We start from the raw sequence: 26,153 nt of genomic DNA on the forward strand, positions 1-26,153 counted from the left end.
GCATGACGTCGGCCACGGCGGCAGGGGGCGTCAAGCCCCCTGCCGCTCCCAAGTCGCGCAAGAGTGTGACCGGCACCCGCAGGACCGTCGCGGCGCTGTTCCTGCTGCCCGCGCTCGTCCTGCTCGGCGCGCTCGTGGTGTACCCGATCGGGTACTCGGTGGTCCGCAGCTTCTACGACCAGTCCGGCGACGGCTTCGCCGGGATCGACAACTACAAGGCCCTCTTCACCGACGAGGGCATACGCACCGCGCTGAAGAACAACATCATCTGGGTGGTGTTCGCGCCGACGGTCGCGACGGTGCTCGGCCTGATCTTCGCGGTGCTGACCGAACGGGTGCGCTGGGGCACGGCCTTCAAGCTGGTCGTCTTCATGCCGATGGCGATCTCGATGCTGGCGGCGGGCATCATCTTCCGCCTGGTGTACGACCAGGACCCGGACAAGGGCGTCGCGAACGCGGTGTGGGTGGGCGTGCACGACACGTTCGCCCAGGCGTCGGCCTTCCCGAAGGCCCACCCGGGCCGTCAGTCGCCGCTGGAGCCGGCGGGCGGGGGCGCGTTCATCACCAAGTCGCCCGTCCGCACGGGCGAGACCGTCTCGTTGCCCCTGGTGGGTGTCGCGCCGGACCTGATGCCGGACGACGCGAAGCCCGCCGTGGCGGCCGAGCCCGAGCCGGACAAGATCACCGGTACGACCTGGCAGGACTTCACGCGGGGCAAGGGCGTGGGGACGCTCAACCGGGTCGACTCCTCCGAACTGGGCTATGCCGGCATGAGGATCGAGGCCGTGAAGGACGGCAGGGTCGTGGCGTCGGCGACGGCCGCAGGCGACGGCACCTTCACGCTGCCGGCCTCGGCCGACGGGGCCCAACTCCGGCTCCCGGACAGCAACTTCAAGGAGCCGTACAACGGCCTGGACTGGCTCGGCCCGTCCCTGGTCACCCCGGCCATCATCGGCGCGTACATCTGGATGTGGGCGGGCTTCGCGATGGTGCTGATCGCGGCCGGGCTCGCGGGCGTGCCGCGTGAACTGCTGGAGGCGGCCCGGGTCGACGGCGCGAGTGAGTGGCAGGTGTTCAGACGGGTCACGGTGCCGCTGCTGGCGCCGGTCCTCGCGGTCGTCACCGTCACCCTGATGATCAACGTGCTGAAGATCTTCGACCTGGTCTTCATCATCGCTCCCGGCTCCGCCCAGGACGACGCGAACGTCCTCGCCCTGGAGCTGTACCGCAAGGGCTTCTCCGAGGACCAGCCGGGCATCGCCAGCGCCATCTCCGTGTTCCTGCTGCTGCTCGTGATCCCGGTGATGTGGTTCAACGTGCGTCGGCTGAGGCGGGAGGTGCGGCGATGAAGACGAAGCAGTCGCTGGGGTCCCGGCTGGCCGAGGGGGTCAGCGGTGGGCTGGTGCGGGTGTTCCTCATCGTCGTCGGCCTGTTCTGGCTGGTGCCGACGATCGGTCTGCTGCTGGCCAGTCTCCGCTCGCCGGAGGACATCGCGGCGAGCGGCTGGTGGAAGGTGTTCACCGAGCCGTCGCAGATGACGTTCGACAGCTACTCCAAGCTGCTGGAGAACGAGGACATCACCAGCAGCCTGCTCAACACGGTGTGGATCACCGTGCCGGCGACCCTGCTGGTCGTGGTGATCGGCTCGCTGGCGGGCTACGCCTTCGCCTGGATGGAGTTCCCGGGCCGCGACTGGTGGTTCCTGGGCGTGGTCGGGCTGTTGGTCGTTCCCGTGCAGGTCGCGCTGATCCCGATCGCCGAACTCTTCGGCAAGATCGGCATCTTCGGCTCGGTGATCGGCGTGGTGCTCTTCCACGTCGGCTTCGGTCTGCCCTTCGCGGTGTTCCTGCTGCGGAACTTCTTCGCGGAGATCCCGAGGGAACTGCTGGAGGCGGCACGCCTGGACGGGGCGGGTGAACTGCGCCTGTTCTTCCGCGTCGTGATGCCGCTCGGCGCACCGGCGATCGCCTCGCTCGGCATCTTCCAGTTCCTGTGGGTGTGGAACGACATGCTGGTCGCGCTGATCTTCTCGGACTCCGGGAGCCAGCCGATCACGGTCGCACTCCAGACTCAAGTACGGCAGTTCGGCAACAACATCGACGTGCTGGCACCCGGCGCGTTCATCTCGATGGTGGTCCCGCTGGCCGTCTTCTTCGCGTTCCAGCGGCAGTTCGTGTCCGGTGTGATGGCGGGAGCCGTCAAGTAGCGCTCAAGGCAAGGTAGTTGGAGGGGCGGGACCGGTCGCGGTCCGCCCCTTCGGCGTTCCCCCGGATGCCGTAGCCGCCGTAACCAACTCACCCCACCGGCCGTTCCCGGGCCGAACGCCCGCGCCGACCGATGGATGGCCTCTTGCCCAGGTTCAGTGTCATTGTCCCCGCGTACCAGGTTCAGGCGTACCTGCACGAGTGCCTCGAATCGGTGCTCTCCCAGTCCTGTCCCGATCTGGAACTGATCGTCGTCGACGACTGCTCGCCGGACGCGTGCAGCGCGATCATCGACGAGTTCGCCGCCCGCGACGCGCGCGTCCACCCCGTCCATCTGCCTCAGAACGTCGGCCTGGGCCGCGCGAGAAACGCCGGCGTGGCGCACGCGAGCGGCGACTACCTGCTGTTCCTCGACAGCGACGACACCCTCACGCCCGACGCGCTGCGGTCGATCGCGGACCGGCTGAAGGAGACGGGCGATCCGGACGTCCTGGTCTTCGACTACGCGCGCACGTACTGGACGGGTGAGGCTGTCCGCAACCAGGCGGCCCTCCAGCTCACCGAGCAGGGCCCGGCCCCGTTCCGCCTGGAGGACCGGCCGGGCCTGCTGCGGCTGCTGATGGTCGCCTGGAACAAGGCCTACCGACGGGAGTTCGTCGCGGAGCAGGGGTTCGTCTTCCCGCCCGGGTACTACGAGGACACGCCGTGGACGTACCCGGTCCTGATGACCGCGGAGTCGATCGCGACCCTGGACCGCGTCTGCGTGCACTACCGGCAGCGGCGGCAGGGCAGCATCCTGCGCACCACCAGCGAGCGGCACTTCGACGTCTTCGAGCAGTACGACCGGGTGTTCGCGTATCTGGAGGAGCGCGCCGAACTGGCCCGGTGGCGGCCGGTGTTGTTCCGCCGCATGGTCCATCACCTGGCGATCGTGTACTCGCGGCGGGACCGGCTGCCCCCCGGCTCGCGCGCGGACTTCATGCGCCGGGCCCGCGCCCACTACCGCCGCTACCGCACCCGGGGCGCCCCCGTCCCCCTGCGCGCCCGGGTGCAGCACACCCTGATCCGCTTCGGCCTGCACCGCACCTACCGCACGCTCCAGCTGGTGTCGGCCCTGCACCGCGGCGTCGCGCGGAGCACCGGGAAGCTGCTGCGCGGTCTGCGGTCCGCCGCGCTCCGGCTCCACTACCGCGTCCAGCGCTGTCTCCCGCTGCGCGCCGACCGGGCCGTCTTCACCGCCTACGACGGCCGCGGCCACAGCTGCAACCCGGGCGCGCTGGAGTCCGCGTTCCGCGATCTCGCACCGCACATCCGCACGGCGTGGGTCGCCCGTCCCGAGCACCACCACACCATCCCGCCGGGCCCGCGCCGCCTCGTCCCCGGCACGGCCGCCCACTGGACGGCACTCGCCCGCTCCGCCTGGCTGGTCAGCAACACCGACTTCGACCACCGCCTGGTCAAGCGCCGGGGCCAGACCCTGATCCAGACCGGACAGGGCACCCCGCTGGGGCACATCGGCCTCGACCTCCAGGAGCGCCCGGCGGCGGCCCGGGGCAGGGACTTCGCCCGGCTGCTCAAGGGCGTCGACCAGTGGGACTACGTGCTGTCCGCCAACCGCCACACCACCCTCACCCACGAGCGCGTCCACCCCGGCCGCTACACCACGCTGGAGTACGGCTACCCCCGCAACGACGTGTTCCGCAGGGCGACCCCGGCGGACGTGGCCCGGCTGCGCGCCTCGCTCGGCATCCCGGAGGGCTCGGTCGCGATCCTCTACGCGCCGACCCACCGCGACTACCGCCGCTCCCAGCGCCACGCCCTCGACCTCCAGCGGATCGTGCGCCGCCTGGGCCCGCGCTTCCTCGTGCTGGCCCGCGCCCACCACGCCTACGACGCCCCGCTGACCAGCACCTGCGGCCGGGTCGTCGACGTCAGCGACCACCCGAGCGTCCAGTCCCTGTGCCTGGCCTCGGACGCCCTGGTCACGGACTACTCGTCGCTGATGTTCGACTACGCCAACCTGGACCGGCCGATCGTGATCCACGCCGACGACTGGGAGGCGTACCAGGCGGCCCGCGGCACCTACTTCGACCTGCGTTCCTTCCCGCCGGGCGCGGTCGCGCGCGGCGAGGACGAGCTGATCGACATCTTCGCCACCGGCCACTGGCGCGGCTCCCGGTCGGCCCAGCTGCGCTCGGCGTTCCGCGAGCGGTTCTGCACGTACGACGACGGCCGGGCCGCCGAGCGGGTCGTACGCCGGGTCGTCCTCGGGGAGTCGGACCTGCCGCCGGTCGTGCCGCTCCACGAGCGCCGGCCGGTGCCGTCGGCGGCGGCCTCGCCGGCGCGCCAGCCGCTCGCCACGGTGCCGCAGCCGGCCGGTCCGGCCGTCGTCACCGACAGCCTCTGAAACCGGTTCTCACCTGGGAGTTCACATGCCCTCCAGCCCGTCGCGGCCGACCCCGAGCCGGCCGCCCTCCTGGCGCCCGTCCGGGAGACCGGGACGCCGTCGCGGCACCTGACGCGGCCCGGGCTTCCGTAAACCCTGCCCTCTCGACCCTCGACCCCTCGACAGAAAGAGCAGAATGCCCCGCTTCAGCATCGTCGTCCCGTCCCATGGGGTCGCGGGCCGGCTGTCCCAGGCGCTGGACTCGATCCTCGCCCAGTCGTTCGGCGACTTCGAGCTGATCCCGGTGTGCGACGCGCCCGACTCACCCGCGGCGGACGTCGTCGCCGGGTACGCCGAGCGGGACTCCCGGGTGACGCCGGTGCACTCGCCGCCGTCGGCCGGTCTGGCCGGGGCGCGCAACACCGGGCTGCGGTCGGCGGTCGGCGGCCATGTGCTGTTCCTCGACGGGGACGACGTCCTGGTCCCGGGGGCGCTGGCGACGCTGGACGCCCGGCTGGGCGCGGTGGGCGACGTCGACGTCCTGTACTTCGAGCACGAGCGCACCCCCTGGTGGGAGGGCGAGCCGGCCAACCCGGCGGCGCCCCTGCTGGCCGGGACACCGGACGGGGCCTTCTCCCCCGACCGGGCCCCGCGGCTGACGGGCGTGGCGCTGCCTGCGTGGAGCGCGGCCTACCGCCGGGGCTTCCTCACCGAGCAGGGCATGGCCTTCCCCGGGGACCACTTCACCGACACGGGGTTCGGCGGTCTTGTCGCCCTGCGGGCGGAGCGGGTGGCGGCCCTGCGCGCGGTCGTCGTCCGGCATCTGCTGCGCCGGCAGGGCAACCGCCTCAACCTGCCCGGAGAGCACCACACCGAGCTGCTCGACCAGACCGAGCTGGTGCTGACGCGGGCCGTGGAGCAGGGGCTGCCGACGGACCGGCTGAGGCCGCTGTTCGAGCAGCTCTTCGCCGCCGTACTGAAGACGGCCGCCCATCCCCGGCGGCTGCCGGCCGGGCGGCGCGCCTTCTTCCAGCGGGCGAGCGCGCTCTACCGGCAGCACCGCCCCGCCGGCTACCAGCCGCCCGGCGGCAGCCTCGGCGTCCAGCACCGGCTGCTGGCGGCCGGGTCGTACGCGGCGTTCCGCACCCTGCGCGCCGCCAACCGGAGGGCCGCGCGGGCCGCCGCGCTGCTCCCGCGCCCCCGAGGGCTGCGCACCCGCCTGCGGTACGCGGCCGGTCTGCGCCTCCCCCTCGACAAGAACCTCGTCGTGTACTGCGCGTACTGGGGCCGCGGCTACGCCTGCAACCCGGCCGCGATCCACGCCAAGGCCCGCGAACTCGCCCCGCACCTGCGTTCGGTGCTCCTGGTGGAGCCCGACGCGGTGGACAGCGTGCCGAAGGACGTGGAGTACGCGGTGATCGGCAGCCGCAAGTACTGGCAGGTGCTGGCCCGCGCCAAGTACCTCGTCAACAACGCCAACTTCGCGGACGCCGTCGTCAAACGCCCCGGCAGCGTGCACCTCCAGACCCAGCACGGCACACCGCTGAAGAAGATGGGCGCCGACCAGGCGACGTACCCCGTGGTGGCCGCGGCGACCGGGAGCTTCGCCAAGCTGCTGGCCCGGGTCGACCGCTGGGATTACAACCTCACCTCCAACCGCCACTCCACCGAGATGTGGGAGAAGGCGTTCCCGGGCGCCCACGAGACCCTCGAGTACGGCTATCCGCGCAACGACGCCTACTACACGGCGTCCGCCGAGGACGTCGCCCGCGTCCGCAAGGAACTGGGCGTCCCGGACGGCAAGAAGGCCCTGCTCTACGCGCCCACGCACCGCGACTACACCACCGGCTTCGAGTCGGGCCTGGACCTGGCGGAGCTCTGCGAGGCCATCGGCGACGACTACGTGGTGCTGCTGCGCGCCCACTACTTCTACGACCAGGGGGCGAGCCGGGGCGGCGGCCGGATCATCGACGTCACCGGGCACCACTCCTCGGAGGACGTGTGCCTGGCCGCCGACGCGCTGATCACCGACTACTCGTCGATCATGTTCGACTACGCCAACCTGGACCGGCCGATCGTCGTGTACGCCGACGACTGGGAGGTCTACCGGGAGGTCCGGGGCGTCTACTTCGACCTGATGCGGGTCCCGCCCGGCCGGGTCTGCCGCACGCCCGAGGAACTGGCGGCCGTCTTCCGCGACGGCGACTGGGCCGACGAGTCCGCCACGGCCCTGCGCGCCGCGTTCCGGGAGCGCTTCTGCCAGTTCGACGACGGGCGGGCCGCCGAGCGCGTCGTACGCCGGGTGCTGCTGGGGGAGCCGACCGAGTCGATCCCGCCCGTGATCCCGCTCGCGGAGCGCGTCCCGGCCCCCGCCGCCACCCTCGTAAGGAGCTGACCGAAGAAGTGCCCCGCTTCAGCATCATCGTCCCCGTCTACAAGGTGCAGGGCTTCCTGCGCGAGTGTCTCGACTCGGTGCTCGGCCAGTCGTACGGCGACTTCGAGGTGATCGCCGTGGACGATCGCTCGCCGGACGGCAGCAGCGCGATCCTCGACGAGTACGCGGCCCGCGACGCCCGGGTGCGGGTGCTGCACCTGTCCGAGAACGTCGGCCTGGGCCGGGCCCGCAACTCCGGCCTGGAGCAGGCGGCCGGCGACTACGTCCTGTTCCTCGACAGCGACGACCGCTACACGCCGGGCCTGCTGGCTGCCGTCGCCGCGCGCCTGGATGCGACCGGCGGGCCGGACATCCTGGTCTTCGACCACGTGCGCACCCACTGGTGGGGCCGGGGCGGGCGCAGTGAGGCGGCGGACCTGCTGGCCGCGGCGGGCACGGACACCTTCGGCATCCGGGAGAGCCCGCAGTACCTGAACCTCTTCCTGGTCGCCTGGAACAAGGCGTACCGCCGGTCCTTCTTCCAGGAGCACGGCCTTCGGTACGCGCCGGGGCTGTACGAGGACGCGCCGGTCACCTACCGGTCGATGGTGCTGGCGGAGCGGATCGCCTGCCTGGACCGGATCGGGGTGGAGTACCGGCAGCGCCGGCAGGGCGCGATCACCAAGACGCCGGGGCGCCGGCACTTCGAGATCTTCCCGCAGTACGAGGGCCTGTTCGCGTTCCTGGAGCAGCGCCCCGACCTCGACTGGGCGCGGCCGCCGCTGCTGGAGCGGGCCCTGGACCACATGCTGTTCGTGCTGGCCCGGGAGGACCGGGTGCGGCCCGCGGACCGGGGAGACTTCTACCGTGAGATCCGCTCCTTCCACCGCCGTCACCTCCCCGAGGGCGGCTTCCCGGAGCCGGACGGCTGGCGCGGGGTCGAGATGCGGCTGGTGGCGTCGGCGCCCTACGCGTCGTACGCGGCGGTGCGGGGTCTGCGGGACCTGCGCGCGGCGGCCCTGGGCGGGCAGCGGCGGGTGATGCGGAAGGCATCGGATGTCGCCGTGCGCACCTGGTACCGGGCCCAGTCGATGCGCCCCCTCGATCCGCATCTCGCCGTCTACTCGGCGACCCACCACCGGGGCGTGTCCGGCGACCCGGCCGCGATCCACGCCAAGGCGCTCGAGCTCGCCCCGCACATCCGGGGCGTGTGGGTGGTCCGGGAGGACGCGGTGGACGCGCTGCCGCCCGGCGTCGACCATGTGACGCCGGGCTCGCGGCGCTATCACGAGGTCATGGCGCGGGCCACGTACTGGGTGAACAACGTCAACTGGCCCGGCACCCTGGCCAAGCGGCCCGGCAGCGTCCACATCCACACCCACCAGGGCACCCCGCTCAAGTACATGGGCGCCGACCTGCTGACCAAGCCGGGCGCCCGGCACGGCTTCGACGTGCCGCAGATGCTGCGCCGCGCCGACCGCTGGGACTACAGCCTGGTCGGGGGCCGGCATGCGGAGCGGGCCTGGGAGCGGGCGTACCCGTGCCACTTCACCTCGCTGCGGACCGGCAGCCCGCGCAACGACGTGCTGGTCGGCGCCGGCCCGGAGCGGGGCCCGGCCGTGCGCGAGCGGCTCGGCATCCCCGCCGACCACACGGTCGTGCTGTACGCGCCGACCCGCCGCGACTACCGGCGGGGCGGGCACGTCGACCGGTTCGACCTGGCCCGGTTCGCCGCGGACCTCGGCCCCGGCCACACGCTCGTCGTCCGCCTGCACCCGTCGCTTGCCGGGGGCGTTGCGCGCGGCCTGGGCCTTGCCGACCTGCACCGGCGGGGCGTGGTGGTGGACGCGACCGACGAGCCGCACGTCGAGGACGTGCTGCTCGCCTCCGACGCGCTGGTCACCGACTACTCCGCCCTGATGTTCGACTACGTCCTCCTCGACCGGCCGGTCGTGGTGCACGCCGACGACTGGGGCGCGTTCACGGCGAGCCGGGGCGCCTACTTCGACATCACGGCCGACGCGCCGGGGCACGTGTCGCGCTCGTACCGAGAGCTGGCCTGGCTGTTCGCTTCCGGGACGTGGCGGGACGAGGAGGCGGCGCGGCTGCGGGCGGGCTTCCGGGCGCGGTACTGCGAGTTCGAGGACGGGCGGGCCGCCGAGCGGGTCGTACGCCTGCTGATGCTGGGCGAGCGGGGCAGTACGCTGCTGCCCGCGCCCCGTCGGGCCGAGAGCGCGCGGTCCGAGGCGCTGGTCGGGCGATGAGAACGCCCGCCACCCCCGAGGCCTCTCCCTCCCTGCCCGGTCAGCGGGCCTCCTCGGCACGGCCGCCGGTCGCCGTGGAGCGGCTGCGGCCGGTGCACTGGTGGCACGCGGCACTGGTCGCCGTACCGACCGCGGCCCTGTTCGTGCTGGGCTACCGGCGGCGCTGGATCTGCGACGACGGGCTGATCTATCTGCGTCCGGTCCGGCAGATCCTCGCGGGCAACGGGCCCGTGTTCAACGTGGGCGAACGGGCGGAGAGTTCGACCGGCACCCTGTGGCAGTGGCTGCTCGCGCTCGGCACCTGGGTCACCGGCGAGGACCCGGCGTTCCTCGCGGTCGGGCTGGGGCTGCTGCTGAGCACGGCCGGTTTCGGGCTCGCCCTGTACGCCACGTGCCGACTGCACCGGGGCGCGGGGCTGCTGCTTCCCGCGGGTGTGTTCGTGCTGCTGGCCGTGCCGCCCTTCTGGTCGTACATGACCTCGGGCCTGGAGAGCGGCCTCGGCGCCTTCTGGACCGGCCTGTCGTGGTGGCTGCTGACGGGCACCCGGCGCGGCCAGGAGGCCCGCCTGACGTACGCCGCCGCCTTCGTGTTCGGGCTGGGTCCGCTGGTCCGGACCGATCTCGCGGTGGTCACGGTGTGCTTCCTGGCGGCGCAGTGGTGGGTGCTGCGCCCGTCCCGGCGGGGTACCGCGGCGATGCTGGCCTCGGCGGTGGCGCTGCCGCTGGCGTACGAGGTGTTCCGGGCGGGGTACTACGGGATCCTGGTGCCGCTGCCCGCCATCGCCAAGGAGGCGAGCGCCAGCGACTGGGGCCGGGGCGCCGGCTATGTGCACGAGACGCTCGGGCCCTACTGGCTGTGGCCCGTCGTGCCCGTGCTCGCCGCGCTGGCCGTCCTCCTGGTGCGGCGCACCCGCCATCAACGGCGGGACCGCGCCCCGGGGCGGGCCTCGCTCGCGGTGCTGCTGGCGCCGCTCGTGGCGGGTGCGCTGCTGGCGGGGTACGTCGTCCGCGTCGGCGGCGACTACATGCACGCCCGCATGATCCTGCCCGCCCTCCTGCTGCTGCTCCTGCCGGTCCTGGTCGTGCCCGCGACCAGGTTCACGGGTGTCGCGAGCGCGCTGCTGGTGGTGTGGCTGTGCGCGGCGGTCAGCCCGCTGCGCGCACCGTTCGACGTGCGCAGCACGCCCGGCTCCTTCAACGTGCGCAGCTCCGACGTGGAGGGCCTCGGCGATCACAACCCGGTGCGCACCGCCACCTGGGTGGACAACTGGCCGTCCCTGCCGGAGGGGCGCGGCATGCTGGCTCAGGCCGCGCGGGCGCCCCGGCCGACGCTGCTGTACTTCGACGCCGGGCGCCGGCTGCACGCCACGCCGATGCGGGAGGACTCCCCGTACCACGTGGTGATCGTGGGACGACGTCTCGGTGTCACGGGAGCCGCGGCGCCGCTCGACGCCTATGTCAACGACGCCTGGGGGCTGGCCAGTCCCATCGGCGCGCACCTCGCGCTGGAGCGGTGGAGCTGGCCCGGGCACGAGAAGTTCCTGCGCAACTACTGGGTCTTCGCGGAGTGGGCGGTGGAGCACCCGCCGCAGCGGGACCTGCTGCGGGCCGGGGCGTCGCGGGAGGCGGTCGAGGCGGCCCGGGCCGCGCTGGGCTGCGGCGAGCTGGCCGAGCTGAAGGAGTCGGTGCGCGCGCCGCTCACGGCCGAGCGCTTCTGGCGGAACCTCACGGGGGCCTTCGAGCGGACCCAGTTCCGGTTCGCGCGCTGGCCGGCGGCGGCTGAGAAGACGCTGTGCGACTGATGTCGGCAGGTGGGTGTAGTGGCCTCACCCGATGAAGTGACCCGGGTTCAGGGCTCCGGTACGGACGGGAACATTCGGCGCATGCCCCAGTCTCTCCCCTTTCCGACAGTCCTGTGAGCGCCGGAGTCCTCGTCCGGCGGACCGTGCGCGGCGCGACGGCGCTGCGCGGCGGCCGCGTGGGGCGGACCACGCCGTACCAGTTCTTCGGCGCCCTGTTCTGGCTGGTGATGACGCTGGCGTACTGGCGGATCCCGCTGTGCTGCGACGCCGGACAGCACGCGGCGGTCGTCGAGCGTCTCAAGGCCGATCTGCTGCATCCGGCCCACACCATGGCCGATCTGCCGGGTGAGGGCAGTCCGTACTACGGGCCGTACGCCGTCGCCCAGGGCGTCCTGGCGCGGCTGACGGGGCTGTCCGGCTGGGAGGTCGTGAAGCTCGCCGGGCCGGTGCATCTGCTGGTGCTGCTGACGGGGATCGGCCGTTTCGTCCGGGCCCTCACCCCGCGCCCGTGGGCGCCGGTCCTGGCCCTGCTGTTCATGACGCTGCTGTGGGGCACCGCGCGGATCCTGTGGAGCGGCTACCTCGGGCTGATGTCGATGACGGCGAACCTGGGCTATCCGTCCGCGGTCGCGATCGGGCTGACGTTCTGGGCGTGGGCCTGGACCTGCGTGCGCGCGCGTGAGGACGCCCCGTCCGTGCGGTTCGTCGGCCCGAGCGGGCTCGGCGGCTGGTGGGGGTACGCCGGGATCGGCGCCCTGTACGGGCTGATCCTGCTCACCCACCCCGTCACGGCGGCCTCGGCGTTCATCGGGGCGTTGGCGATCGTGGCGTCACGGCAGCGGGGGTGGCGCCGGCCGGTCGTGGCGCGCTGGGCGCTCGCCGGGGCGGCCTGCGCGACGGTGGCCCTGACGTGGCCGTACTACGACGTCCTGACGCTGGTGGGCGACACCGGCATGGACGCGATGCACCGGCGGCTGTACGAGGGGATGCTCGCCAACTCCTGGCTGGCGCTGCTCGGCCTGCCCGCGCTGTGGGCGCGGGCCCGCAGGTCTCTGCGTGATCCGCTGGTGCTGATGTTCCTGCTGGAGTGCCTGCTGGTGGCGTACGGCTGGGTGAGCGGGCACTACACGTACGCCAGGGCCCTGTGGGCGGTGCTGGTACCGCTCCAGTTCGCGCTGGCGGTGGAGCTGGCGGCGCCCCGGCCGTGGCGGCGGGCCAGGAGGGTGCTGGGCAGGGCGGCGGTGGCCGGGGCGTGCGTCGGGTTCGTCACCGTGCACGCCGGGGCGGTCGTGCCGCGCTCGGTCGACCCGGTGGGGTTCACGCAGCCGACGCGCTGGCCGTCGTACGACTGGGCGGCTCGGCACATCGGGCCGGGCGAGGTGGTGATCACCGACGGGTATCTGGCCAGCCATTCCATCGCCGGGTACGGGCCGAACCTCGCCGCGCCCATCTGGCCCGACCCCGCCCTGGACGAACGGGAACGCAGACGCCGGGCGGCCGATGTCCGCGCCTATCTGGCCCCGGATGCGACCCGCGCCGAGCGGGCCGCCGTCGTCCGCCGCTATCACGTGCGCTGGCTGCTGCTGACGCGCTGGCACCCGGTGCCCGAGGAGGCCGTGGTGGTGGCGTGGAGCAGACGGACGGGGGAGGTGCTGGCGCGGGTCGGGGGGTGACGTGCCGGTGCTTACTCGACGACGAGGTCGACCTCGATGTTGCCGCGGGTGGCGTTGGAGTACGGGCAGACCTGGTGGGCCTGCTCGACCAGCTTGCGGCCGGTCGCCTCGTCCACGCTGTCGGGGAGCTCCACGCGGAGGGTGACGGCGAGCCCGAAGCCCTCGCCCTGCTTGCCTATGGAGACCTCGGCGGTCACGGCGGCGTCGCTGACGTCGACCTTGGCCTGGCGGCCGACGAGGCCGAGGGCGCTGCCGAAGCAGGCGGCGTAACCGGCGGCGAAGAGCTGCTCGGGGTTGGTGCCCTGGCCGTTGCCGCCCAGCGCCTGGGGCATGCCCAGGGCGAGGTCCAGCACGCCGTCGGAGCTGACGGCGCGGCCCTCGCGGCCGTGGGTGGCGGTGGCGACAGCGGTGTAGAGCGCGTCCATGAAAATCCTTCCCTCTCACACGTCAACGTTCGGCGGCCCGCTTCCGGGCCGCCCGACAGCCAGAATTAGAACACACAATTAAGTTGTGCACAATTAAGTGGCGGGTGCGAGTTACCCTGGAGGCATGAACACGCCGGACGACGACTGGCTCCGCCTGGACCAGCAGATCTGCTTCTCCCTGCACGCGGCCTCCCGCGCCTTCAACGGCGTCTACCGCGGGATCTTGAAGGACCTGGGGCTCACCTACCCGCAGTACCTGGTGATGCTGGTGCTGTGGGAGCACGACGAGCTGCCCGTGAAGAAGCTCGGGGAGCATCTGCGCCTGGACTCCGGCACGCTGTCGCCGCTGCTGAAGCGGCTGGAGGCGGCAGGGCTCGTGCGCCGGGAGCGCAGCGCGCGCGACGAGCGGTCGGTGGAGGTGCGGCTGACCGAGGAGGGCGTCGCGCTGCGGCGGCGGGCGCTTCAGGTGCCGCGCCGGATCGCCGCCTCGACGGGCTTCGGCCCCGACGAGATCCGCGCCCTGCGCGCCCGCCTCGACGAGCTCACCACCGCCCTGGACGCGGCGGCGCTCGCGGAGCCGACGGGCGGTTCGCCGGCGGACGGGCGGTCGTAGCGGAGGCGGGGGGGCTCGCCGGTGGGCGCGCCGGGTGGCTGATCGGTGGTAACTGCGTCGGCGGGTGCCACGCCGGCCTGCGGCTCGTCGGCGGACGGCCCGTCGGGCATCAAGGGGCGCGGGGAACTGCGCGATCAACCACCGACGGCCGGCACTCGACACGCAACCCCAAGCTGCCACGGCGCCTGGCGGACGGCTCGTCAGCGGTGGCTGCCCCGGCGGACGTACCTCGACGGACGGCTCACCGACGGTCGCTACGCCGGCGGACAATTCATCGGCAGTCGCTACGCCGGCGGACGACTCATCGGCGGTCGCGACGCCGGTGGACGGCTCGCCCGTGGCCCCGGTACCTCGGCGGTCGCGGCACCGGCGGTCGCCACCCCGGTGGACGGCTCATCGACGGCCGGTGCGTCGGCCGGGGCCTTCCGGACGTGGAGGCGGAGGATCACCCCGTTCCGGGTGTGCTCCTCCCGGACGGTGAAATCCTCCGCCAGGACGGCCAGTTTCGTGCGCTCGACCGGATCGGACGGAGACCAGCGCGGGTCCAGCGCGTACGCCTCGGCGACGACCCAGACGCGGTCCACCGAGGCGAGCCTGTGCCGCAGTTCCCCGGGGGTCGCCTCGCGGCCCCACAGCGTCCCGTACCGGGGCGCCGGCTCCCGCAGCGCGATGTCCTGGACCTGCCGGAACCCCTTGGGGTAGGCCAGCGCGGCGAGCCTCCCGACCGACGGGACGAAAAGCACCGGGTCGCCGGGGCGCATCTGGCGGAGGGCGAGCGCGGAGACGACGGCGAGGTTGTCGGGGCGGTGGGCGGCGGAGCGGTCCTGGCGGTGGACGGGGAGATGGTGGACGAAGGTGACGGTGAGGGCGAGGACGCCGGTGACGCCCAGCAGGGCGCGCATCTGCCGGCCGCCGACCCGCACCCGCCGCCCGGCGAACCGCACCCGCCCCAGCGCTCCGGCCGCCCGCCCGGCCCCGGCGGCCACCAGCAGGGACGCCCCGGCCAGGGAGTAGAGCACGTACCGGTCGTGGAACAGCGGCCGCACCTGCGACACGGTCATCAGGATCCCCGGCGGCACGAGCAGCAGCGGGAGCGCGACCGCCGCCAGGCGCCGCGTCCGGAGCCCGACGGCCATCAGCAGCAGCGAGCCCCAGAAGACCACCCCGGCCGGGCCGGGAGAGAAGTGCCGCACCAGCCTCTCGGCCCTGTCCCACCCGGGCGTCACCAGCCACGCCACCTGCCCGGACTGCCCCTGCGACACCCACACCAGCGGCAGCAGGAGCAGCACGACCGCTCCCGCCGCACATCCCCAGCCGGACCACACCCTCCTCGGCACCCGCAGCAGGGCCAGCGTCAGCGCGTGCGCGCACAGCACCAGCACCGCCAGCTCGTGCAGCAGACAGGTCAGGGCGACGACGGTCCCGTACGGCCACCAGGCCCGGGCGGTGACTGCCTCAACCGCCCTGAGAAGCAGCAGCGTCGCCCCCGCCACGCCCGCCGCGACGAGCGCGTACGACCGTCCCTCCTGGGCGTAGTGGCCAGTCATCGGCGTGATCGCGTAGAGGAGACCGGCCCACAGGCCCACCCACGGCCCGGCCAGCCGGACGCCGAGGGCCGCGACCAGGCCGGCGGTCGCCGTGGCCGCGCACACCGACGGCAGCCGCAGGACGACCTCGCCCGGGTGGACGGCGAGGACGGCGTGCATGAACAGGTAGTACAGGCCGTGCACCGCGTCCACGTCGTGCAACAGCCGCCAGATCTGCGGCACCGTGCGCTGCGCCACCTGGAAGGTGACGCTCTCGTCGCCCCACATGCCGCCGCGGTCCAGCCCCCACAGCCCGATCACCGGCATCACCGCCATGGGAACCGCCACGGGCACCACGCCCGTGCCCGACCGGCCGTTCCCCCTCGACTGTCCGCTCATCACGGCCCGATTTTGTGTCGTTACGCGGGCTTTGATGGCATTTGATGGTGTGTTACCACTTTCATGTCAGTCGCCCGGCTTACGATCCGCCGTAATGAATGCCGTACAGAACCCCGAGAGGCCTCTCCCCCAGGTCGCCGTCGTGGTCATCGGCTACGACGACGCCGGCCATGTGACGGACGCCGTGCGCTCGGCGCTCGCCCAGGGCCCGGTCGTGCGCGAGGTCGTGGCCGTCGACGACTGTTCGACGGACGGCAGCGCCGGCCTGCTCGACCGGCTCGCCGCGTCGGAGCCCCGCCTGAAGGTCATCCGCCGCCGGGCCAACAGCGGCGGCTGCGGCACCCCGCGCAACACCGGGCTCGACGCGGTGACGTCGCCGTACGTGATGTTCCTGGACAGCGACGACGTCCTGCCGCCCGGCGCGGTCGACGCGCTGCTCGACGCGGCGAGGGGAGCGCACGCGGAGGTCGCGAGCGGCCTGTGCGTACGCCGGGAACTGCCGTCAGGGCGCGAAGTACCCTGGCAGGCGCGCCTGTACGCGCTGCACGCCGTGGTACCGCACCCCGCGCAGCGCCCGCGCCTGGTCCACGACACGCTCTGCGTCAACAAGCTCTACCGCACCGGCTTCCTGCGTGAGCACGGCATCCGCTTCCCCGAGGGCCGCTTCCCGTACGAGGACGTCGTCTTCACCGCGCGCGTGCTGGCCGCGGCCCCGCGCATCGCCCTGGTCCCCGACCGGGTGTACGTCTGGCACGTGCGCCGGTCCGCCGAGCGGCTGTCGATCTCGCTGGACCGGGCCGGCGTCGAGAACTGGCGGGCCCGTACGGAGGCGTGCCGGCAGGCGTACGAGGTCCTGCTGGGCGCCGGGCAGAAGGAACTCGCCCGGGTCGCGCGCGCCAAGTTCCTCGACCACGACCTGCGGATGTACATGCGTGAACTGGGGTTGCGCGACGCCGCCTACCGGCGCGTGTGGTGGGAGATCACGCGGGCGCATCTCGCGGAGTACGACGCGGACGACTGGGCCCGCAACCCGGCCGCTCCCGGCCGACTGGTCGGGCGGGTCGTCCTGGCCTCCCCGGAGCCGCGCGACCTGCCCCGGCTGCGGGAGCTGGCGGCCCGCCCGGCCCGGCTGTACCCGCCGTACGCCCGGGCCTCGGACGGCACGCCCGTCTGGTCTCAGGACCTCCCGCAGGTCTCCCTGGAGCCCCTGCTCACCCGGCCCGTGCACGTACTGCCCCTCGCCGTCGACGCGGAACTGCGGCCACGCGCGCGCGGTGCCCGGCTGCGGCTGCGCCTGCACGAGCTGTACGGCCGGGTGGCGCAGGCGGGCCCGGAGGCGGTGGAGGTGGAGTGGCGGCACCGGGACGACGGCGACGAGGCGGTCCGTCGTACGGCCGCGCTGGTGCCGTCGGCCGGCACCTGGTCGGCGGAGACGACCGTGGACCTCCCGGCGCTGGCCGCGACCGGCGTGGGCACCTGGGATCTGCGTCTGCGGATCCGCTTCCGCGGCGGCGTGAGCCGCGACGTCATGGCGCACGCCCTCACGGGCGCCGGTCTGCTGCGCCGCAGCGCCGTCCCGAGCGCCCGGCACGGCGTGGTACTCGTACAGCCGTACGCCACGCACTCGGGCGCGCTGGCGCTGCGCGTGGCGCCCGGCGTACGCGGTGTGCTGTCCGTCGCACGCGGAAGGCTGCGCCGCCTGCTTCACTGAGAGCACGACGCGTATCGGCACAGAGCACCACCACCACGGGCCAACTGACGAGGGGACGGCCGCACATGACCTGGTTGATCACCGGCGGCGCCGGCTACATCGGAGCGCACGTCGTACGGGCGATGACCGCGGCGGGGGAACAGGCGGTGGTGTACGACGACCTGTCCACCGGTATCGCCGAGCGGGTGCCCGAGGGAGTGCCGCTGGTGGTGGGCTCGACGCTGGACGGCGAGCGGCTCGCGCGCACCCTCGCGGACCACGCGGTCACCGGCGTCGTCCACCTCGCGGCGAAGAAGCAGGTGGGCGAGTCGGTCGAGCAGCCGCTGCACTACTACCGGGAGAACGTCGAGGGCCTGCGCGTCCTGCTGGACGCGGTGACGGCGGCGAAGGTGCCGTCCTTCGTCTTCTCCTCCTCGGCGGCGGTGTACGGCATGCCGGACGTGGACCTGGTCACGGAGGAGACGCCCTGCGTGCCCATGTCGCCCTACGGCGAGACGAAGCTGGCCGGTGAGTGGCTGGTGCGCGCGACGAACCGGGCGACCGGGCTGTCGACCGCGTCCCTGCGCTACTTCAACGTGGCCGGGGCGGCGAGCCCGGAGCTCGCGGACGTCGGTGTCTTCAACCTCGTCCCCATGGTCTTCGAGAAGCTCACGGAGAACGCGCCCCCGCGCGTCTTCGGCGACGACTACCCGACGCCGGACGGCACCTGCGTACGCGACTACATCCACGTCGTCGACCTGGCCGAGGCCCATGTCGCGGCGGCACGGGTCCTGAGCTCCTCCCCCGGCCGCGACCTCACGGTCAACATCGGCCGGGGCGAGGGCGTCTCCGTCCGCGAGATGATCGACCGCATCAACACGGTCACCGGCTACGACCGGCCGCCCACGGTCACACCGCGCCGCCCGGGCGACCCGGCCCGAGTCGTCGCCTCCGCCGAGCGCGCGGCCGCGGAGCTGGGCTGGAAGGCCCGGCACGACGTCCAGGACATGATCACCTCGGCGTGGGAGGGCTGGGTACGCCTGCACCCGGAGGCGGCGCGGGGCTGATCGGCGCCGGGCCGACGACAGGGGTCCACTCGCGGACCGAGCGCACCTCGACGCCGGGCGTGCGGTGGTAGTAGGGGTCTTCGTGCAGGATCTCGTCCAGACGTGCCCGGTCGACCGTGAAGAGCAGGAGGGCGCCGGTGTCGTCGGCCCACGGGCCGGCGGCTGCCAGGTGTCCGTCGGCGTGCAGACGGGCGAGGGTCTCGCGGTGTGCGGGACGGGCGGCCAGGCGCTCCGGGGCAGGGATGAAGGCGAGTTCCACGGCGAACACGGGGGTCCTTTCCGGGCCGGTGTACGGGGTCGGTGGTGAGGTTACGCTCGGGGCGCCGGATGGTGCTGTATCACGCGATACAGACGGGAGTTGGTGTGGACGGGCACGGATGGCGGCGACTGAGGGACGTACCGCTGTTCGCGCGGTTGCCGGACGCCGACCTGGTCGCCCTGTGGAACGTGTCCGTACCGCGCCGCTACGCCGCCGGGGAGGTACTGCGGATGCAGGGCGAGCCGGCCGATCATCTGCTCGTGCTGCTGAGCGGGAGCACGGCGGCGTCCGCGGCGACGGCGGGTGGGCGTGTGGTGCGGTTCGGCACGTGGAGGGGGCCGTGCGCGCTGGACAAGGTGGCGCTGCTCGACCGGGCGGGCCACACCGCGACGTTCACGGCGGCCGGGGCGTGCAGCGTGCGCGCCGTGCCGCGAGCGCGGTTCATGACGCTGCTCGACGACTCGGCGGCGGTCCGCGCGCATGTGCTGCGGCTGCTGGCCGCCCAGGCGCGCGCCCAGCAGGACCGACTGACGGTCACGATGACCCTGCCGTGCGAGGCACGCCTCGCGGCCTGGCTGCTGGAAGCGGCGGCCGACAGCGGGCCTCTGGTCTCCCTGCCCGGTTCCCAGCAGGGCCTCGCCGACCTGCTCGGTGTCACCCGGGTGACGGTGAACCGCGCGCTGTCCCGCCTCCGGTGTGACGGCCTGGTCCGTCCGGCACCGGACGGCCGGATCGAACTGCTCGCCCCGGAGCTGCTCGCGCAGCGCGCCGCCCGGCACGGCTGACGGGCGCCCCGGCCCTACAGCGCCTTCAACGCCTCCGCGCTGGCCCGGGCCAGCGACCCCAGATACCCCTTGGGCAGCTTGGGGTTGCGGATCACCACCGAGCGCCAGTAGAGCGGGCCGGAGATCAGGTCCAGGGCCAGGTCGCGGTCGAGCCCCCGGCGGAGTTCACCGCGGGCTTCCGCCGCCGTGACGATGCCGGTCGCGACACCGTCCTGGCCCTCGCGCAGGGCCTTCTGGAGGGCCTCGGCGATCTCGGGGTTGCGGGCCGCCTCGGCCTGGAGGTCGGGGATGATCTGCGAGGCGACGGGGTGGCGCAGGGCGCGGGACGTCACCTCGTACAGCAGCCGCAGGTCGCCCTCCAGGGAGCCGGTGTCCGGCGCGGGCAGGCCCTGCACGGCGAGCGCCGAGACGATGTCGAGGACCAGGTGCAGCTTGGAGCGCCAGCGGCGGTACACCGCCGTCTTCCCGACCCCCGCCCGGCGCGCGATCCCCTCGATGGACATCCGCGCGTAGCCGACGGCCGCGAGCTCCTCGAAGACGGCCGCCCGGATGGCTTCCGTCACGTCCTCCCGCAGTACGGCCGCCCCCGCGGGGGCCCGGCGGCGCCGGGGCTGCTGGGGCTCGTCGGGCTTCGTCGTCATGCCGACAGCATAGGGCGTCACGACGAAACGGTTGCGTTCCGACGTTCGATCGACGTACGCTCCCGTTGCGACGATACGGTCCCGTTCCGACGTAAGAAATCGTGAAGAGCCCGGTAAGAACCGACCCACGGCATCCGGCAAGAACCGCCCCACCGCATCGCTCTTCGCGACCCCACAGGCCCCACACCCCCCTCGAACGAAAGCAGCGGATGTGAGCCAGGTCCTCCACACACCGCCCCAAGCACCGGCCCCGGCCGACGACGACCTCGCGGCCCTCGCCGCCCGCCACGGCCTCTCCGTCAGCGGCGCCCGCCCCTCCCTGCCCGAGTACGTCCGCCAGCTGTGGGCCCGCCGCCACTTCATCACCGCGTTCGCCACCGCCAAGCTCACCGCCCAGTACAGCCAGGCGAAGCTCGGCCAGGTCTGGCAGGTGATGACCCCGCTGCTGAACGCGGCGGTCTACTACTTCATCTTCGGCGTGCTGCTCGGCACCAAGCACGGCGTGCCGGACTACATCCCGTTCCTGGTCACAGGCGTGTTCATCTGGACGTTCACGCAGAGCTCGATCATGGCGGGCACCCGCGCCATCTCCGGCAACCTCGGCCTGGTGCGCGCCCTGCACTTCCCGCGCGCCGCGCTGCCCCTGTCGTTCTGCCTCCAGCAGCTGCAGCAGCTGCTGTTCTCGATGGGCGCCCTGGTCGTCATCCTGCTCTGCTTCGGAGTGCCGGTCGGGGTGTCCTGGCTGCTGGCGCTGCCGGCGCTGTTCCTGCAGTTCACGTTCAACGCGGGCGTCTCCATGGTCATGGCCCGGATGGGCGCCAAGACCCCGGACATCGCCCAGCTGATGCCGTTCGTGCTGCGCACCTGGATGTACGTCTCGGGCGTCATGTGGAGCATCGACAAGCTGGCGCAGAAGGACAGCCTCCCGCACGTGGTGACGGTGGCGCTCACGGTCAACCCGGCCGCCGTCTACATCGACCTGATGCGCTTCGCCCTGATCGACAGCTTCCACGCGAGCCAGCTCCCGGCCCATGTGTGGGCGCTCGCCGCCGGCTGGGCGCTGGTCGCCGGCGTCGGCGGCTTCATCTACTTCTGGAAGGCTGAGGAGACGTACGGCCGTGGCTGAGCACCTGAGCGAGAAGATCCCCACCGTCGTCGCCGACGGCGTCGACATCGTCTACCGCGTCAACGGCACCGGCGCCGGACGCGGCTCCGCGACCGCCGCCCTCAACCGCATGCTGCGCCGGGGGCAGACCGAGAAGGCGTCGGGCGTGCGCCGGGTGCACGCCGTGAAGAACGTGTCCTTCGTGGCGTACCGGGGCGAGGCGATCGGCCTGATCGGCACCAACGGCTCCGGCAAGTCGACCCTGCTGAAGGCCGTCGCCGGGCTCCTCCCGGTCGAGAACGGCCGTATCCACACCGACGGCCAGCCCTCCCTGCTCGGCGTCAACGCGGCCCTGATGAACGACCTGACCGGCGAGCGCAACGTGTACCTCGGCGGCCTGGCCATGGGCATGTCCCGCGAGCAGATCAGGGAGCGCTACCAGGACATCGTCGACTTCTCCGGCATCAACGAGAAGGGCGACTTCATCACGCTGCCGATGCGCACGTACTCCTCGGGCATGGCCGCGCGGCTGCGGTTCTCCATCGCCGCCGCCAAGGACCACGACGTACTGCTGATCGACGAGGCGCTGGCCACCGGTGACCGCTCCTTCCAGAAGCGCTCCGAGGACCGCATCCGCGAGCTGCGCAAGCACGCCGGGACGGTGTTCCTGGTCAGCCACAACAACAAGTCGATCCGCGACACCTGCGACCGCGTGCTCTGGCTGGAGCGCGGGGAACTGCGCATGGACGGGCCGACGGAGGACGTCCTCAAGGAGTACGAGGCGTTCACCGGCGACAAGTCCCCCAAGGCCAAGCCGCAGCCCAAGGTGCCTGTTCCCTCGTAAGGTGCCCGTTCCCTCGTGAGGCGCGCCCCGGTCGGCCCTTTTGTCGCATTGGTGGCACCATGACCGAACAAGGTCCGCCTGGTGCGACGAGATGGAGGAGCCCTGTGATGCCCGAGCTCAGCGTCATCGTCCACGGGCCGAACGTTCAGGACCATCTGACGGAGCTCCTCGACTCCCTCGCCGCCCATCCCCTGCCGGACGCCGAGCTGATCGTGGCCGCGGTCGGCGACTGGGCCCGGGAGACGGCCGAGCGGCACACCCCGGACGTCCAGGTCGTCCCCCTGCCGGACGGCACCGGCGACGCCGCGGCCCGGGCGGCGGGGGCGGCACGGGCCTCCGGCCGCTGGCTGCACTTCGTCCACGCCAAGGACGGCCTGCCCGCCGGCGCCCCGCGCACGGTCGCCGAGCGGGTCGCCGAGCTCCCGGCCGAAGTGGACGTCCTGCTCCTCGACCACGTCCGCAGCACCTGGCACACCTCCGGCATGCCCTCCCGGGACGGCTTCCTGCTGGCCCGGGCGGGCCATGCCGACGTCGCCCTCGACGACTGCGCGCCGCTGCTGCGCCTGACCCCGCTGCTCGGCACCCGCGTGCTGCGCGCGGGCTTCTGGCGGGCGCACGAGCAGCGGCTTACCACCGACGACGAGCCGTACGCCGCCCTGGCCGCCCTGCTGCTGGCCGACCGCGTCGCCTGCCTGCCGCACGTCGCCTACGAGGACCGCAGGCTGCGCCCCGCGAGCCTGCCCCCGGTCACGCCCGAGCAGCGCTACGGCCTCGTCGAGCGCTACGAGTCGCTCCTCGACCTCACCCGGGACCGCCGCGCCGCCCACGGCGTGCTCTACGACGTCATGGTCCGCGACTGCCTGCGCACCTTCGCGCGCGGCGGCATGGAGGAGGAGGTCGCGCGTGAGTTCTTCAGGCGGGCGTCCCTGGCCGCCCTGCGCCGCCGCCCCGAGGGCTACCGGCGCCCCGCCGGTCTCGAAGGCGTCCGCCGCTCCCTGCTCGAAGAGGGCGCCTACGCCAGGTACCGGGCCTTCCAGGCCGTCAACCGCACCCGCCGCACCGCCAAGTCGGCCGTACGGACCCGGAAGCGGCAAGTCGGCGCCAAGCTCCGCGACCACCAGTACCGCAGGGCCCTCGGCCGCCCGGTCAATCCGCACCTGGCGGTGTTCTCGGCGTACTGGAACCGCGGTGTCGCCTGCAACCCGGCCGCGATCGCCGCGAAACTCGCCGAACTCGCCCCGCAGATCCACCCGGTGTGGGTGGTGACCGAGGAGAACGCGGCCCTGCTGCCGCCCGGCACCGACCACGTCGTGCCCGGCAGCCGCCGTTACTGGGGGGTGCTGGCGACCGCCAAGTACCTCGTCAACAACGTCAACTTCCCCAACGCGGTCGTCAAACGCCCCGACGCGATCCACCTCCAGACCCACCACGGCACGCCGCTGAAGCGCATGGGGCTGGACCAGATGGCGTACCCGGCGGCCGCGCAGGGCCTGGACTTCCAGGCGCTGCTGGAGCGCATCGACAAGTGGGACTACAGCGTCTCCGCCAACAGCCACACCACGCGCATGTGGGAGCGCGCGTACCCGTCGCACTACGTCTCCCTCGACCACGGCTATCCGCGCAACGACGTCTACTACACGGCCGGCGCCAAGGACATCCGCAGCGTCCGCGACAGGCTCGGCATCGCGCCGGGCCGCCGGGCCGTCCTCTACGCGCCCACCCACCGCGACTACGAGGCCGGCTGGACCCCCCGCCTGGACCTCGCCGCCCTCGCCGACCGCCTCGGCGAGGACACGGTTCTGCTGGTGCGCGGCCACTACTTCTACGGCGGCGCGGCCTCCCCGCTCACCAGCCTGCGCCGCACGGGCCAGATCATCGACGTCTCCTCCTACGACCCGGTGGAGGAGCTGTGCCTGGCGGCGGACGCCCTGGTCACGGACTACTCCTCGATCATGTTCGACTACGCCAACCTCGACCGCCCGATCGTGATCCACGCCGACGACTGGGAGACGTACCGCACGACCCGCGGCGTCTACTTCGACCTGATGGCCGAGGCCCCGGGCCCCGTCGCCCGCACCCAGCAGGAGCTGACGGAGATCCTCACCACCGAGGCCTGGCACGACGAGGGCGCGGCGAAGGCCCGGGCCGTCTTCCGGCGCCGGTTCTGCGAGTACGACGACGGACGCGCCGCCGAACGCGTCGTCCGCCGGGTCTTCCTCGGCCAGGACGAACAGTCCCTGCCGCCGGTGCTGCCGATCGAGGAACGCACCCCGGCCCCGACCCCGCAGGAGGCGACCGCATGAGCACCCCCGACGTCACCGTGACGGTCATCGTCTACAACGACGCCGAACGCCTCACCCGCGCGGTCGACTCGGTCCGCCGGCAGACCCACGCGAACGTGGAGATCGTCATCAGCGACGACCACTCGACGGACGAGACCCCGCAGGTGGCACGGCGTCTGGCGGCCGCGGACCCCCGTGTCCGCCACCTCCGCCTGGAGCGGAACAGCGGCGGATGCAGCGCCCCGCGCAACCGCGCCCTGGAGACCGCCCGGGCGCCGTACCTGATGTTCCTCGACAGCGACGACGAACTCCCCGACGACGCCGTCGAACTACTGCTCGCCGCGCACCGCGAACGCGAGATCGACTTCGCGATGGGCGCGGTGCAGCGCGTCCGGGTCGACAACGGCCGCCGCTCGACGTGGATGCCGCACCTGGTCGCCGAGCGCCGCACCCTCGACGGCATCGAGGCCGACCCGCGTCTGCTCTTCGAGCACCTCGCCACCAGCAAGATGTACGCCCGCGCCTTCCTCGACCGGCACGGCCTGCGCTTCCCGGAGGGCATCCACTACGAGGACCAGCTGTTCTCGGCGCAGGCGTACTGCCTGGCCAAGGCCTTCACGATCATCCCGGAGCCGGTCTACCGCTGGTACGTGGCCCCGTTCGCCGCCTTTGAGGCCGCGTCGATTTCCAACCAGCGGCACAAGCTCGCCAACGTCCGCGACCGCGTCCACGTCCAGCACCTCATCGACGCGTTCCTGGCCGAGAGCGGGCACGAGTCGCTGCGGGAGGACAAGGACCACAAGTTCCTCAAGCACGACTTCAGGATGTACGCCAGCGACCTGCCCTACCGGGACGAGGAGTGGCTGTCCTCCTTCGCGGACATCGTCACGCCGTACCTGGACACACTCGCGCCGGGCGCCTTCGCCCGCCTCCCCCGCGCCGAACGAGTGGTCCTCCAGCTGATCCGCGACCGCCGCCTGCCGGAGGCCGGACTGGCGGCCCGGGGCCTCGGCCGCGGTGTGGCACCGAGGCAGGTCACGACGGACGCACAGGGCCGCACCTACTGGGGCGACAAGATCCCACCCTCCGAATGGTCCCGCCGCGAACTGGACATCTCGGACCTGGAACTGGAGACACGCCCCTTCCCGAGCGCCCAGTTCCGCCACGAGATCACGGAGATCACGCGGGGCCCGGGCGCCGCGGTCGACCTCACCATCCGCACGTACGACCCGGCCCTGCGCCTCCCGGTCGGCCCCCAGCGCGCGACTCTCCTCATCGCCCCGGGCCGGCGCCGCCTCCGCGTCCCCTTCCGCCTCTCCCCCGTCCGCCCCGGCATCTTCGAGGGCCACGCCCACCTGGACCTGGCAGCGGCCCCCCTCCCCTTCCATGGCTTCGCCGGAGTCCGCCACCCCTTGCTCCGCCTGGAACACCAGGGCCTGTCCCACACGGGCCTCCTCCTGGCTCCCCTGACCTTCCCGGCGTTGACGACTCAGGTGCCGTCCCACCGCCTGACGGTGGAACCGGAGGGCCACGGCCCCGGCCGCTTGCAGGTCCGGTGGGAACCGGCGGGCGTGACGGCGAGGGTGGTACGCCCGGTGGTGCGACGGGTGGCCCGACCGAGGGTCAAGAGGGCAGCACGCTTGCTGGCAAGCGCCCTGAAGTAGGTACTCCTGCCCGGATGCGGACCCACCCGACCTCAGCACCGACGCCACCGGCTCCTCCATATGGATGAGAACACCGCCCGCACCTCCCTCGCCCGGGCGGCCTGCCCTGCCCCGCAGATTGATGGCACCCGACATCCGGTCCGGCAGTCT

Annotated in this window: 19 protein-coding genes; 15 read left to right on the forward strand and 4 right to left on the reverse strand. The window is 72.8% G+C overall.

Going from position 1 to position 26,153, the window contains the following annotated elements; genetic code table 11:
• Positions 1-2: 2 nt before the first annotated feature.
• From ACIBNA_RS25935 to ACIBNA_RS25965, 7 genes are all read left to right on the forward strand, one after another.
• Positions 3-1,349 carry a carbohydrate ABC transporter permease gene (locus tag ACIBNA_RS25935; protein WP_399167510.1) on the forward strand — a complete coding sequence of 449 codons (1,347 nt, stop codon included), beginning with the start codon at positions 3-5 and terminating at the stop codon, positions 1,347-1,349.
• Positions 1,346-2,206, forward strand: coding sequence for a carbohydrate ABC transporter permease (locus ACIBNA_RS25940; protein WP_399167511.1), 861 nt, complete (start codon positions 1,346-1,348; stop codon positions 2,204-2,206). Before ACIBNA_RS25935 ends, ACIBNA_RS25940 begins: the two co-directional genes overlap by 4 nt.
• A gap of 143 nt (positions 2,207-2,349) precedes the next feature.
• Positions 2,350-4,611: a CDP-glycerol glycerophosphotransferase family protein gene (locus tag ACIBNA_RS25945; protein WP_399167512.1), complete on the forward strand. Its 2,262-nt coding sequence runs from the start codon at positions 2,350-2,352 to the stop codon at positions 4,609-4,611.
• Positions 4,612-4,786: 175 nt separating this feature from the next.
• Positions 4,787-6,985 carry a CDP-glycerol glycerophosphotransferase family protein gene (locus tag ACIBNA_RS25950; protein WP_399167513.1) on the forward strand — a complete coding sequence of 733 codons (2,199 nt, stop codon included), beginning with the start codon at positions 4,787-4,789 and terminating at the stop codon, positions 6,983-6,985.
• An 8-nt stretch (positions 6,986-6,993) separates the two neighbouring features.
• The gene (locus ACIBNA_RS25955) at positions 6,994-9,228 is read left to right on the forward strand and encodes a CDP-glycerol glycerophosphotransferase family protein (protein WP_399167514.1); all 2,235 of its coding nucleotides are present in this window, start codon (positions 6,994-6,996) and stop codon (positions 9,226-9,228) included.
• Complete coding sequence (locus ACIBNA_RS25960; protein ID WP_399167515.1) at positions 9,225-11,030, forward strand: hypothetical protein; 1,806 nt, start codon at positions 9,225-9,227, stop codon at positions 11,028-11,030. The genes ACIBNA_RS25955 and ACIBNA_RS25960 overlap by 4 nt, the downstream gene beginning before the upstream one ends.
• 113 nt (positions 11,031-11,143) lie before the next feature.
• Positions 11,144-12,703: a hypothetical protein gene (locus ACIBNA_RS25965; protein ID WP_399167516.1), complete on the forward strand. Its 1,560-nt coding sequence runs from the start codon at positions 11,144-11,146 to the stop codon at positions 12,701-12,703.
• 11 nt (positions 12,704-12,714) lie between these two features.
• On the opposite strand, the gene ACIBNA_RS25970 is transcribed toward ACIBNA_RS25965, so the two are convergent.
• Positions 12,715-13,128, reverse strand: coding sequence for an organic hydroperoxide resistance protein (locus ACIBNA_RS25970; protein WP_274816706.1), 414 nt, complete (start codon positions 13,126-13,128; stop codon positions 12,715-12,717).
• A gap of 124 nt (positions 13,129-13,252) precedes the next feature.
• Here ACIBNA_RS25970 and ACIBNA_RS25975 point away from each other — a divergent pair, with 124 nt between their 5' ends.
• The gene (locus tag ACIBNA_RS25975) at positions 13,253-13,741 is read left to right on the forward strand and encodes a MarR family winged helix-turn-helix transcriptional regulator (protein WP_399167517.1); all 489 of its coding nucleotides are present in this window, start codon (positions 13,253-13,255) and stop codon (positions 13,739-13,741) included.
• A 284-nt stretch (positions 13,742-14,025) separates the two neighbouring features.
• Here ACIBNA_RS25975 and ACIBNA_RS25980 read toward each other — a convergent pair whose 3' ends face one another.
• On the reverse strand, positions 14,026-15,666 hold the full coding sequence (locus ACIBNA_RS25980; RefSeq protein WP_399167549.1) for a glycosyltransferase family 39 protein: 1,641 nt from the start codon (positions 15,664-15,666) through the stop codon (positions 14,026-14,028).
• A 94-nt stretch (positions 15,667-15,760) separates the two neighbouring features.
• Here ACIBNA_RS25980 and ACIBNA_RS25985 point away from each other — a divergent pair, with 94 nt between their 5' ends.
• Together ACIBNA_RS25985 and galE are read left to right on the forward strand one after the other, a co-directional pair.
• A complete protein-coding gene (locus ACIBNA_RS25985; RefSeq protein WP_399167518.1) occupies positions 15,761-17,377 on the forward strand; it encodes a glycosyltransferase family 2 protein in 1,617 nt (538 codons plus the stop codon).
• A 65-nt stretch (positions 17,378-17,442) separates the two neighbouring features.
• Positions 17,443-18,423 (forward strand): UDP-glucose 4-epimerase GalE, encoded by a 981-nt coding sequence (gene galE / locus ACIBNA_RS25990; protein ID WP_399167519.1) that lies wholly within the window; start codon positions 17,443-17,445, stop codon positions 18,421-18,423.
• Here the strand turns inward: galE and ACIBNA_RS25995 are convergent.
• On the reverse strand, positions 18,368-18,691 hold the full coding sequence (locus ACIBNA_RS25995; RefSeq protein ID WP_399167520.1) for a YciI family protein: 324 nt from the start codon (positions 18,689-18,691) through the stop codon (positions 18,368-18,370). The two genes, galE and ACIBNA_RS25995, sit on opposite strands and share 56 nt — an antisense overlap.
• 95 nt (positions 18,692-18,786) lie before the next feature.
• Between ACIBNA_RS25995 and ACIBNA_RS26000 the strand changes: the two genes are divergently transcribed.
• Positions 18,787-19,467, forward strand: coding sequence for a Crp/Fnr family transcriptional regulator (locus ACIBNA_RS26000; protein WP_399167521.1), 681 nt, complete (start codon positions 18,787-18,789; stop codon positions 19,465-19,467).
• A 14-nt stretch (positions 19,468-19,481) separates the two neighbouring features.
• Here ACIBNA_RS26000 and ACIBNA_RS26005 read toward each other — a convergent pair whose 3' ends face one another.
• Complete coding sequence (locus tag ACIBNA_RS26005) at positions 19,482-20,108, reverse strand: TetR/AcrR family transcriptional regulator (RefSeq protein WP_399167522.1); 627 nt, start codon at positions 20,106-20,108, stop codon at positions 19,482-19,484.
• Between the two features lie 211 nt (positions 20,109-20,319).
• Here ACIBNA_RS26005 and ACIBNA_RS26010 point away from each other — a divergent pair, with 211 nt between their 5' ends.
• The 4 genes from ACIBNA_RS26010 to ACIBNA_RS26025 all read left to right on the forward strand — a co-directional run bounded on the left by ACIBNA_RS26010 (position 20,320) and on the right by ACIBNA_RS26025 (position 26,003).
• Positions 20,320-21,234 (forward strand): ABC transporter permease, encoded by a 915-nt coding sequence (locus tag ACIBNA_RS26010; RefSeq protein WP_399167523.1) that lies wholly within the window; start codon positions 20,320-20,322, stop codon positions 21,232-21,234.
• Entirely contained in the window at positions 21,227-22,057 is an 831-nt protein-coding gene (locus ACIBNA_RS26015) for an ABC transporter ATP-binding protein (protein WP_274816713.1), read from the forward strand. The genes ACIBNA_RS26010 and ACIBNA_RS26015 overlap by 8 nt, the downstream gene beginning before the upstream one ends.
• 107 nt (positions 22,058-22,164) lie before the next feature.
• Complete coding sequence (locus ACIBNA_RS26020; protein WP_399167524.1) at positions 22,165-24,360, forward strand: CDP-glycerol glycerophosphotransferase family protein; 2,196 nt, start codon at positions 22,165-22,167, stop codon at positions 24,358-24,360.
• Positions 24,357-26,003, forward strand: coding sequence for a glycosyltransferase family 2 protein (locus ACIBNA_RS26025; RefSeq protein WP_399167525.1), 1,647 nt, complete (start codon positions 24,357-24,359; stop codon positions 26,001-26,003). The genes ACIBNA_RS26020 and ACIBNA_RS26025 overlap by 4 nt, the downstream gene beginning before the upstream one ends.
• The last annotated feature ends 150 nt before the right edge of the window (positions 26,004-26,153 follow it).

Source organism: Streptomyces sp. NPDC050164, from assembly GCF_044459945.1.
In the GTDB taxonomy this organism is placed as follows: Bacteria; Actinomycetota; Actinomycetes; order Streptomycetales; family Streptomycetaceae; genus Streptomyces; species Streptomyces coeruleorubidus_A.